Genomic DNA, 10,950 nt, shown 5'->3' with positions numbered 1-10,950 from the left:
TAAATCCGGTCAACGCTCGGGGTCTCTGTATTACCGCTGCTGCTGGCACAGAGTTAGCAGCCCCTTATTCTTATGGTACCGTCAAATTTCTTCCCATAAAAAAGCAGTTTACACCCCGAAGGGCTTCTTCCTGCACGCGGCGTCGCTCCCTCAGACTTTCGTCCATTGGGGAAGATTCTCGACTGCAGCCTCCCGTAGGAGTCTGGGCAGTGTCGCAGTCCCAGTGAGGGGGGTCGCGCTCTCACGCCCCCTATCCGTCGTAGCCTTGGTGAGCCGTTACCTCACCAACAAGCTGATGGAACCTAGGCCCCTCCCAAAGAGCATTGCTGCTTTCTTTCTAAATCATAAGATTTAGAACCACATCCAGTATTAGCCTCGCTTTCGCGAGGTTATTCTGAACTTCGGGGTAGGTTACCAAGGTGTTACGCACCCGTTTGCCACTACTTATTCCATTCCTTGCGGAACAAAATAAACCGTTCGACTTGCATGCCTAAAACACGCCGCCAGCGTTCATCCTGAGCCAGGATCAAACTCTCAATAAAAATTCAAGATGTTTGAATTAGCTCTTTATGAGTTCACACTTATTTAGACTGGCGATGAACCTTAGTTTCTAACGTATCTTTTATGTTGGAAAGATACAAAACTTAAGCTGACCAGTTGATCTACCAGCCTAAGGCTGATAAATCGGAAATTGACTTATTATGGCTTTTCCTATCACTTTATTAAAGAACAAATTTCTCTTCCTAATTTAAGAAGATTTTCCCTAGGCTTTTTAAAGCGTAGAAAAAACAGAGATACTCAAAATCCTAATTGATTAAGTACCACTGTTTTTTCTAAAATCTCCTTAAATTTTAAGGGGTTTCTAGGCGGTTGTTTTAAAGGTTAGTTATTAATGCTTGTTTAGTATAGAAAAGAGTGCTGTTTTTGTCAAGACTAACGATAAGACAATTAAGCAACTTATTAGCCTGGTGATTTTTTGATTACTTTAAATGAATTTTTAGAGCGCCAATCAATAATTAATTTATGATTGCCCTTCAGCAATACCTTAGGGACTTTATAATTCTTTTTATGAATAACTAATTTTTCCGGACGCGTATAATGAGGATGCTCTAAATACTTTTCACCACTCGTTCCTTGTACCTCACTACTAGTATTAGAAAACGATTCATTGTTTATAGACTCTTCCTTACCAACTACCTTAGGTACCATTCTTGATACGGCATCAATAATTATAGCCGCCGGCAATTCACCGCCTGTTACTACGTAAGGTCCGACAGAAATTTTTTCATCAATAAATTTTTCTACCCTGGCATCCACCCCTTCATAGCGACCACAAATTAAAACTAACTTATCATACTTAGCTAACTTTTTAGCCGTTGCTTGATTAAACAATTGGCCGTTGGCGGCCAATAAAATAGTTCTAACTTTTTTTCGGGCACTGGTTTTGTTAGGCAAAGCTTTTAAAAATTTTAAAGCTTTTAAAATCGGCTCAGCCATCATAACCATACCGGCTCCCCCGCCGTAAGGCTTATCATCCACCTTGCGATGCTTATCCGTAGTAAAATCACGTAAATTATGGCTGGTAATCTTAATTAATTTTTTTTCCTGCGCCCGTTTTAAAATACTAACCTCAAAATAAGAGTTTAAAGCCTGGGGGAAAATGGAAACTATTTCAAACTTTTTCATAACTACCATATTATTTGAATTATTTAAAAAAGTCCAAAAAAAATCGAAAATCACCCAAATTCCTTGCTAAATAAATCTTGGCCATTAAACAGCCCTCCACTGGTAGCGGAGGGCTGTTTAAAAACAATTTTATATCTTCAAATCATCAACCATCGATGTATCGGTAGCAGCGGAATCACCTTCACCCGACATCGGGGCGCGCTCTTCTCGGCTGTACCTAGGACCCTTGGATCCTTCTGGCTCGTAAATCTTAAGATTCACTCGAGCATTATTCTTAGCGCCTACCACCCGCAAAAGGGTGCGTAAGCTGCGGGCAGTTTGACCACTACGGCCAATAACCTGTCCCATATCTTCAGGGCTGACGTGTAGGGTAATAAGAACACCCATTTCATCAACCGTTCTTTCGGTCTTAACTCCCTCAGGATGATCAACCAACGCTTTCACAACGTAGTCAATGAATTCCTGGTCTTTCGGTATATCTTGTGACATATTCATAACACTAAAGATAAAACTGCCATTCATTCTTTAAAAAAACAACCAATCTTTGGTCCGGACCTAAAACTGATAAATATTTCGACCTTTTGTCAGACTTTCGGCCAACCTTATAATATAGTCGTTTAAATTATCAAAGAACAAACAACAAGACTTATGGTAAAACAAAAACCTCCCCGAAGTCAACTTATTTGGGGAGGTTTTAAAATATTTATAATTAAGCAGCTGGCGGAGCAACCGATTCTACTTTTACTTCCTTGGCTGACTCTTCCTTAACAGTCTTGGCCGCTTCTAATTCACTCGTTGTCTTTGGTTTAGCTCGCCAAGCTTTTACTTTAGCGACCTTAAGCAAACCTTTATCTACTAACATATTATGAACAACAGCCGAAGGTTGGGCACCCTTACTTAACCAATAAATAATTCTATCCTCTTTCAAAACCACAGTGCTGGGATTAGTATGAGGATTAAGATTACCCAAAATTTCCAAATAATCACCATGAGTGTCTTTGGTTTTTTCCGAAACTATTAAACGAAAATAAGCCTTTTGCTTCTTACCTATTCGCGCCAAACGGATTGCTAACATATTTTTTCTATAAACTAACTTAAGATTAATGCCAGATGATAATAACAATAAACCAAACGACTGTCAAGAAAACCCTATAAACAAAACTACCAATCTTAACTTGGACTAAAGTTACTTTTTTATTAAAAAACTACTCAGCTATTTGTTTAGCTTCTTCTAATTTAACTGATAACAATTTAGAAACACCATCCTCATCCATTGTTACACCATATAATATATCAGCCTGACGCATAGTCGCCCGATTATGAGTAATAGTAATAAATTGAGTTTGTTTATTTAATTTTTCCAAAATAGCGGCAAATCTTTCTGAGTTAGATTCGTCCAAAGCCGCGTCTACTTCATCCAAAACCACAAAGGGCGATGGATTGCAAGAAATAATAGCGCTAATTAAAGCAATGGAGGTTAAAGCTTTTTCACCACCCGATAAAGCGGTTATAGAAGATAATTTTTTACCCGGCGGAGTAGCTTGAATATCAACCCCAGAAAATAAAGAAGCTCTAATTTTTTCATTTAATAGAAACTTTTGCTTGGGACCAACAGGCTCCTGATTAGTTGAATCAACCTGATCAGACAAAACAGATTCCCCGGTTGTTTGTTCGGTAACTGGCTCATTTTTTTGTAAATTAAGCTGAGCCCGGCCGCCGGAAAATAAAACCTTAAAATATTCAGTAAACTTATCATTTATTCTGTTAAAATCAACAGTAAATTTCTTTTCGATAGTCTTATCTAAATCCTGAATAATTGATTCTAAAGATTTGGCCGCTTGCTCTAAATCACCTGTTTGGCTAGTTAAAAAATCAAATCGAGTTTTAGTCTGCTGGTATTCAGTAACTACTTCCGGCTCAATACCACCAGTTAATTCCAATTGCCTTTTTAACTTTTGTAATTCTAAAGCAACTATTCCCTCATCAATTAATTTAACCTCTCCAACTTCTTTTATTTCTCTAACCAACTCCACAGTAGTTTCTTGGGCTAATTCATGCTCTAAATCTTCTAAGCGGGTTTCTATCCTAGCTTGTTCTACTTTACTCTCATGATATTTTCTTTCCAAAATTAATTCCTGGCTAGTAGCTGTTTCTAATTCCCTTTGCAGGTTAAATAACTCTGCCTCCTTAGCCTCTTGCCTAGTATGAAACTGAGCCAAATTAACTTCAATCTGATTTATTTGGTTTTCCAAATTAATTAAAGACTTTTTAATTTCATTTGTTTGATTAACATCACTAACCTTGGTTGGTTTAACTTGCAAAGATTTTTCTACTTTAATCTTAGTATCTCGTAATCGATTAGCTATTTCCTTTAAACTAACCACCGACTTTTCCAAACTAGCTATTTCAGCTGTTAAAGAAGCTAATTCATTAATTAAACCTTCATGATGTTCCAAGGTTTTAGTAAAATCGGCCTTAGAAGAACCAGCTGGCTTTTTTAAACGTTCTAAAATAATGGCTATCTTTTTTATAACCTTTTTTAGCTCTTCAGCTAAAACAGCCACTGCAGATAAATCAACTGCCTGATCAAAACGACTGGATAAATTAGTTGCTTGCGCTAGCCAGATTTCTAAATCTTTATTAAGCCAATCAGGTTTTTCTTCTTTATCTAAAGCATCAAACAAAACAGCTACTTGAGTCCGTTCTTTAGTTTTTAAAGCCAATAGTCGCCGTTTACTCAACAGGTCATTTTGTAAATCAGTCTCTTTAGCTTCGGCTTCATTTAATTCCCTTTCTACTTCGGCCAATCTTTGCTTAAGCCAAGCAATTTCTCCTTCACCTTTTTTAAAATGTCCTATTTCCTCAGCAGCCTGGGCAACGGCTAAATCTTTAGTTAATTGGCCAATTTTAACGCGTAGTTCAGCCTGCTGGCTTTGCAATTTTTGCCAAGCCGAAGACACAGTAACTGATTTTTCTTTAGCGTTTAATTTAGCTCTCAAATCTTTTATTAAATTTTGCTGACTAAGTAAAGCTACTTCCATTTCCGAACAAGTTTTACCGATAACTAAACGGCTCCTTTCTAAATACCAATAACGATAACGATAATAATCTTTTTGCTGTTGCCTTAAACTTACCGTTAACTCCTCTCGATGCTCCAATCTTTTTACTTGCCTAGTTAAAACCCTAAGTCTAGGCTCTATTTCCTGCAATAATAAACTGGCCTGCTCTAAATTTACATAAGTAGCTGTTAGTTTATTTATAGCCTGATCCCTCTTAAGCTGATACTGTTTCACGCCAGTAGCATCCTCAAAAAACTCCTTCCGCTCAGCTGGCGAAGAAGACAAAATAGAATCAATCATACCCTGACCAATCACACTATAAGTTCTTTGACCAATATTAGCTCGAGCCAATAATAACTGAATGTCCTGCAAACGAACTTGAGAATTGTTCAACAAATATTCACTTTGACCATCGCGAAAAATACGCCTAGTAATAACCAACTCGCCAAATTCAATAGGCACCAAACCATTTTCATTATTCAAGTACAAAGACACTTCAGCCATACCCAAACGACTTTTTTTATCGCTGCCGGCGAATATAACATCCTCAGCTTTTTTGCCGCGTAATGTCTTAAGAGATTGCTCACCTAAAACCCACCTAATAGCATCAGCCACATTTGATTTACCAGAACCATTAGGACCAACAATTGCTGTGAACTGCCGATTGAATTCTAAGACCGTTTTACGAGCAAATGATTTAAAACCTTGAATTTCAACTTTTTGTAAAAACATTATATAAAAAAACAAAATTTAAATTATTCCCAACCCTTGGCTACTAAACCAGCTTGGGCAGCCGATACTTGAGCCTCCTGTTTAGAACTGCCTTGCCCTTCAGCTATTAACTCCGAATCTAAATATAAACCAACTCGAAAAATTTTAGCATGATCAGGACCCACTTCAGACAAAACATCATAACGAGGAGTAATTCCAACCTTGTCTTGAGCAATTTCCTGAAAGCGACTCTTGGGATCCAAATATAAAGCCTTAGCCAAAACTTCCGGCAAATGACTTAAAATACTTTTATTAATAAACTGACTAGCCTGCTCCCAACCAGCATCCAAATAAATAGCCCCGATAACCGCCTCAATAGCATTAGCTAAAATATAAAGCCGAGCTTTACTATTACTATCTTTGGCTTCACCGCGTGATAAATACAAATAATCACCTAAATTTAAAAAACCGGCAATTTCTCCCAAAAAATTAGCATTAACCAAGGCCGCTCGCCAATTAGTTAACTCCCCCTCGGGATTAGGATAATTTTTATAAAGATATTCCGTAACCACTAATTCCAAAACAGCGTCCCCCAAAAATTCCAAACGCTCATTATGTGGCAAATTAAAACCCGGATTTTCATTAAGATAAGACCGATGAACCAAAGACTGACGCAACAAATCAATCTCTTTAAATTTATAACCAATTATTTTCTCTAACTCACTAAAATCCCGCATAACAATAGGTTTCCCTCTTAATCTAAATCTTAATTTATTCTCTTTTTTTAAAAGCGTTATTACTCACTGGTCAAAAAAAATAAATCACAATAACCAAATCACAACTTATTATGTTTTAGGTATTGGTAATTATTTAGAGTTTAAATTTAAAATTTAAGATTTATTAATAATGATTATTTAATTCTATCACAAACTAACCCTCGCTCACCACATCTACATTATCCTTACTTTTTGGTAAACCAGGTTCGGCCGCCAGAGTTTGCTCAAAAACCTGTTTAAAATCCTCAATCGGTACTTCACCCGCACCAGCCATTTCTTTATATAAACTACCTAAGACACCATTAATAAACTTACTAGAAGCATCCGAACCAAAAGCTTTAGCCAACTCAATAGATTCATTTATGGCTACTTTAGGTGGAATCTCCTTACCATACTTAAGTTCGTAAACTCCCAAACGTAATATATTACGATCAACACCAGTAATTTGATCAAGAGGCCATTCTGGAGCCAAACGCTTTAAAGTACTATCGATATCTTTTAAGTTATTGACTATACCCTGACTTAACCTCTGGGCAAATCCATCATCTAGCGCACCCGGTGCTAATTCCTCTAGATTAGTTTCCACCATAGCTGACAAATTCCCCGCCTTATCCAAAAAATCCCATTGAAACATGGTTTGTAAAACAGCAGTCCTAATAAGATGGCGAGAAGACATTATTAAAAATTATTTGGCTTCTTTTTTATCTTTTTTATCTTGTTTCACCTCAGCGACCTTGGCTTTCAGAGCCTTACTCTTCAATTTAACTTCCAAAACCTGACGCCCCTTATAATAACCACAATTGGCACAAGCCTGATGGGTAACCACCGGTTGTTGGCAATTAGTACACTTGGTAAGATGAGCCGGTTTAAGTGCAAAATGAGAAGCCCGCCTACGCTTGTGAGAAGATGTCCGTCTATGACCAGGTAAACCCATAATATATAATGTTAAAACAATTAAAACATTTAGTTAATGCTCTACTGATTATACTGGTTTTTACTTATAAGTCAAATAAATAAACTGAAAATAATAAATATTTCTACCCTAAAAACTACCGTCAATATAAACGGTAGTTTTATTTAAGTATTAGTTTATACCCGGCCACCAAAATGAAATCCCCAATAACCCTAAACAAAAGTCACACTAGCCACTTGATCCTTTTCTGCTTTAAATCTCATTATTCTAACACCTTGAGTAGCGCGACCTAAAACCGACACAGCTTTAAGAGCCAAACGAATAACTTGACCGTTATCAGACATGACAATTAAATCTTCCTGTTCTCGTTTGGCATTAACCACCAAAGCATAAACTATCTGACCGGTTTTAGTTGTAATATTAGCTGTTTTAATACCACTACCGCCGCGACCCTGCACCTTATACTCCCGAAGTTTAGTTCGTTTACCATAACCATGAGCCATAACTACCAATAATTGTTCATCTGGACCTGGTCGACCTTCATTTATTAAATCCACGCCAGTTACCTCATCGCCACTCTTTAAACGTATGGCTCGAACCCCCGCGGCCGTTCGACCCATGGGTCGAACACCTTTTTCTTTAAAACGGATAGACTGCCCCTTAGCTGTTACCATTATTACATCATCTTCACTGGTTGATGGTTTTACCCATAACAAAGAGTCTCCATTTTTTAAATTAATAGCAATTAAACCAGACCGCCGAACATTACTAAAAGCATCGATAGTTACTTTTTTAATAACACCCTGCTTGGTTACCATAATCAAATACTTATAACCTTCCCACTCTGTCAAAGACAGAACCTCCGACACTTTTTCTTCAGGTGATAACTGCAAAAAATTCACTACTGCCTGGCCTTTAGAAGTTCTAGAACCTTGAGGCACATCATAAGCCTTAAGCTCAAACACCCTGCCACGACTAGTAAAGAATAATAAATCAGCGTGCGTAGTGGTGGAAAACAATTGCTCCACTGAATCTTCTTCTTTAGCAGTTAAACCTATCACACCCTTACCGCCCCGACCCTGAGCCTTAAAAGTATCCGGCGCTAAACGTTTTAAATAACCGTCTTTGGTGATTATAACCACCGTCGCCTCATTAGGAATTAAGTCTTCCTGAGTAAACTTATCAACCGCCCCGGCATAAACCTTAGTTAATCGATTGGTAGCATACTTATCCTTTATATGAATTAACTCCTCTTTAATAACACCTAAAATCTTTTTTTGGTTAGCTAATAACTCTTTCAACTCCTTAATTAATTTCCGTTTATCTTTCAACTCTTCCTCTAATCTTAATTTTTCCAAATTGGCCAACTGCTGTAACTTCATTTCCAAAATAGCTTCGGCCTGACGATCGGATAATTTAAATCTGGCTATTAAATTCTTTTTAGCATCTTCTTTATCTTTAGATTTTTTAATAGTGGTAATTATTTTATCAATATCTTCCAAGGCCATTACCAAACCTTCCAAAATATGGGCTCGATCCTCAGCTTTTTTTAAATCAAACTCTGCTCGACGTTTAACTACTTCCTGACGATGCTTTAGATATTCTTCCAAAATACTCTTTAAAGTCAAAACTCGAGGTTGCAAACCATCCACCAAAGCCAACATATTAAAATGAAAACTAGTTTGCAAAGCCGTGTGCTTATAAAGCTGATTTAGAACCTTCTTAGGATAAGCATCTTTTTTAAGTTCAATAACTACCCGAATACCATCCTTATCCGATTCGTCTCGCAAATCTTTTATACCCTCAATCTTTTTTTCTTTAACTAACTCAGCTATTTTCATTACTAACTCAGCCTTATTAACCTGATAAGGCAATTCCGTAACAATTATGGCAAAACCACCTTTAAATTCTTCTATTTCAGCTTTAGCGCGCATAACCACTGAACCTTTGCCTGTAGCGTAAGCCTGCTTAATATCTTCTTTATTAAAAATAGCACCGGCCGTGGGAAAATCTGGGCCTTGAACAAATTTCATTAAATCATCCACTGTGGCTTCTGGATCACTTATTAAATACTGAATAGCTTCAATTAACTCCCCCAAGTTATGAGGTGGAATAGAGGTAGCCATACCAACAGCAATACCCATGGTGCCATTAAGCAACAAATTAGGTAGGCGAGCTGGTAAGACCTGAGGCTCCTGATGCGAACCATCATAATTAGGTAAAAAATTAACCGTATCCTTTTCTATATCTGTTAGTAATTCTTCAGATATTTGGGCTAGTTTAGTTTCGGTATAACGCATAGCGGCAGCGGAATCACCATCAATCGAACCAAAATTGCCCTGACCTTTTACCAATACCTGGCGCATGGCAAAAGGTTGAGCCAAACGAACTAAAGAATCATAAACCGCCGCATCACCGTGCGGATGATATTTACCCAAAACTTCACCAACCACTGTCGCGCTTTTTCTAAATTTGGCGTTAGGTTTTAAACCAATATCCCACATGGCATAAAGTATCCGACGGTGAACCGGCTTCAAACCATCCCGAACATCTGGCAAAGCTCGCGCCACAATAACCGACATAGCATAATCCAAATAGGATTGTTTCATCTCTTCTTCGATTGATTGGTTGATTACTCTATTAACCTCCGGTGGATTTTCTATTAGAGCTAAATTATCTTTTTTACTAGTCATAAAATTAAACTAACGAACTGAAGACGGTGATATATTAGTTAAACGTTCTTTAATAGATTGAAATAAATCTACACTAGGCTTCTTGTCGGCTAAACGCCAACTATAACTAATGGAAAAAAAAGCCAAACAACTTATTAAAAATAATAACAAAAAAAACAAAACTACTTTCTTCTTATCAGAAAACCGATTTTGAGCTCTGCCTATTTTCAAAGGCATAAAACATTAAACCTAAACCGTTAATAAAATCAATTGGGAATCTTCTTGCGGTAAATCTTTTTTGACTATTTTAAGCTTATCCATTGTTGACGGCTTAAAACCAACTTCCTTAACAAATTTATCTACTCCCTCAATCTCTACTTTTAAACCAGGTAATTTATAATGCATCGGGATAATAATCCTTGGTTCAATTTGATTAACTATACTAGCCGCTTTCTTTCCATCAATTGTATAATTTCCACCCACCGGCAAAAGTAAAATATCCACCCCTTCCAAAAGTTCCATTTGCTGACTAGTTAGTTCCGATTGCCCTAAATCACCTAAATGGGCCACGGATAAACCTTCTACTTCCAAAAAACACATGGTAATAGCTCCTCGTTCCCTACCTTCTTGATCATCATGCCAAGCGGGTAAACCATACAAAAAGGCTCCCTTAAATTCATATTCCCCAGGACCGTTTATCAAAAAAGGTTGCCCCGTAACCCCCTCCGTATAATTGTGATCAAAATGATCGTGTGTTACCACAACAATATCTCCGACTAATTTAGGTAATTTTAAACCAACCCTTTTGGGATCAAAAGGATCAAAAATAACCGTGACCTCTTGCCCTGGTCCCGGTTTGGCTTGAATTTTAAAACAAGATTGTCCAAACCACTGTATAACCATATAACAGCCTAATCATAGCATAATTTTACCCCTAGGACAAGGGTCAGTCTTGCCAAAATAGATATTTTAACCTATAGTATTGAAGCTTAAGTTATTTTAAATAGCCTAAGCTTAAAATTTTATTTATTTATTTGTCCTTAAGCAACGGCCAACCAAAATTTATTGGTGGCTTAAACTGCTTTAAAGGGCCTGTCGCGTAAAATTATTGCGGGATGGGTTAGGTTATTTTT

At 37.3% G+C, this 10,950-nt stretch carries 10 protein-coding genes and 1 rRNA gene; all 11 read right to left on the bottom strand.

The window, feature by feature from the left end:
* Positions 1 to 542, bottom strand: a 16S ribosomal RNA gene (locus tag KKC17_01490); the annotation flags it as partial.
* A gap of 418 nt (positions 543 to 960) precedes the next feature.
* A complete protein-coding gene (trmD, locus tag KKC17_01485) occupies positions 961 to 1,686 on the bottom strand; it encodes a tRNA (guanosine(37)-N1)-methyltransferase TrmD (protein ID MBU1038891.1) in 726 nt (241 codons plus the stop codon).
* Positions 1,687 to 1,815: 129 nt separating this feature from the next.
* Positions 1,816 to 2,175: a KH domain-containing protein gene (locus KKC17_01480; protein MBU1038890.1), complete on the bottom strand. Its 360-nt coding sequence runs from the start codon at positions 2,173 to 2,175 to the stop codon at positions 1,816 to 1,818.
* A 220-nt stretch (positions 2,176 to 2,395) separates the two neighbouring features.
* The gene (gene rpsP, locus KKC17_01475; protein MBU1038889.1) at positions 2,396 to 2,761 is read right to left on the bottom strand and encodes a 30S ribosomal protein S16; all 366 of its coding nucleotides are present in this window, start codon (positions 2,759 to 2,761) and stop codon (positions 2,396 to 2,398) included.
* 130 nt (positions 2,762 to 2,891) lie between these two features.
* Complete coding sequence (locus KKC17_01470; GenBank protein ID MBU1038888.1) at positions 2,892 to 5,477, bottom strand: AAA family ATPase; 2,586 nt, start codon at positions 5,475 to 5,477, stop codon at positions 2,892 to 2,894.
* Between the two features lie 23 nt (positions 5,478 to 5,500).
* Positions 5,501 to 6,193, bottom strand: a complete 693-nt coding sequence (gene rnc, locus KKC17_01465) for a ribonuclease III (GenBank protein ID MBU1038887.1) — start codon at positions 6,191 to 6,193, stop codon at positions 5,501 to 5,503.
* A 193-nt stretch (positions 6,194 to 6,386) separates the two neighbouring features.
* Positions 6,387 to 6,908: a transcription antitermination factor NusB gene (nusB, locus tag KKC17_01460; protein MBU1038886.1), complete on the bottom strand. Its 522-nt coding sequence runs from the start codon at positions 6,906 to 6,908 to the stop codon at positions 6,387 to 6,389.
* 9 nt (positions 6,909 to 6,917) lie between these two features.
* Entirely contained in the window at positions 6,918 to 7,166 is a 249-nt protein-coding gene (gene rpmF, locus KKC17_01455; GenBank protein ID MBU1038885.1) for a 50S ribosomal protein L32, read from the bottom strand.
* Positions 7,167 to 7,357: 191 nt separating this feature from the next.
* A complete protein-coding gene (gene gyrA, locus KKC17_01450; GenBank protein MBU1038884.1) occupies positions 7,358 to 9,838 on the bottom strand; it encodes a DNA gyrase subunit A in 2,481 nt (826 codons plus the stop codon).
* Between the two features lie 9 nt (positions 9,839 to 9,847).
* The gene (locus tag KKC17_01445; GenBank protein MBU1038883.1) at positions 9,848 to 10,054 is read right to left on the bottom strand and encodes a hypothetical protein; all 207 of its coding nucleotides are present in this window, start codon (positions 10,052 to 10,054) and stop codon (positions 9,848 to 9,850) included.
* A 12-nt stretch (positions 10,055 to 10,066) separates the two neighbouring features.
* Positions 10,067 to 10,720, bottom strand: a complete 654-nt coding sequence (locus tag KKC17_01440) for an MBL fold metallo-hydrolase (protein ID MBU1038882.1) — start codon at positions 10,718 to 10,720, stop codon at positions 10,067 to 10,069.
* Positions 10,721 to 10,950: the final 230 nt, after the last annotated feature.

The organism is Patescibacteria group bacterium (genome assembly GCA_018817715.1).
Taxonomy (GTDB): Bacteria; Patescibacteriota; Patescibacteriia; order Veblenbacterales; family UBA10138; genus JAHITT01.
This window is presented reverse-complemented; position numbering and strand designations above follow the sequence as displayed.

Bases quoted from the DNA above. Each gene is read 5' to 3' on its own strand.
- trmD (MBU1038891.1), bottom strand. From the start codon at position 1,686: ATGAAAAAGTTTGAAATAGTTTCCATTTTCCCCCAGGCTTTAAACTCT.
- KKC17_01480 (MBU1038890.1), bottom strand. From the start codon at position 2,175: ATGTCACAAGATATACCGAAAGACCAGGAATTCATTGACTACGTTGTG.
- rpsP (MBU1038889.1), bottom strand. From the start codon at position 2,761: ATGTTAGCAATCCGTTTGGCGCGAATAGGTAAGAAGCAAAAGGCTTAT.
- KKC17_01470 (MBU1038888.1), bottom strand. From the start codon at position 5,477: ATGTTTTTACAAAAAGTTGAAATTCAAGGTTTTAAATCATTTGCTCGT.
- rnc (MBU1038887.1), bottom strand. From the start codon at position 6,193: ATGCGGGATTTTAGTGAGTTAGAGAAAATAATTGGTTATAAATTTAAA.
- nusB (MBU1038886.1), bottom strand. From the start codon at position 6,908: ATGTCTTCTCGCCATCTTATTAGGACTGCTGTTTTACAAACCATGTTT.
- rpmF (MBU1038885.1), bottom strand. From the start codon at position 7,166: ATGGGTTTACCTGGTCATAGACGGACATCTTCTCACAAGCGTAGGCGG.
- gyrA (MBU1038884.1), bottom strand. From the start codon at position 9,838: ATGACTAGTAAAAAAGATAATTTAGCTCTAATAGAAAATCCACCGGAG.
- KKC17_01445 (MBU1038883.1), bottom strand. From the start codon at position 10,054: ATGCCTTTGAAAATAGGCAGAGCTCAAAATCGGTTTTCTGATAAGAAG.
- KKC17_01440 (MBU1038882.1), bottom strand. From the start codon at position 10,720: ATGGTTATACAGTGGTTTGGACAATCTTGTTTTAAAATTCAAGCCAAA.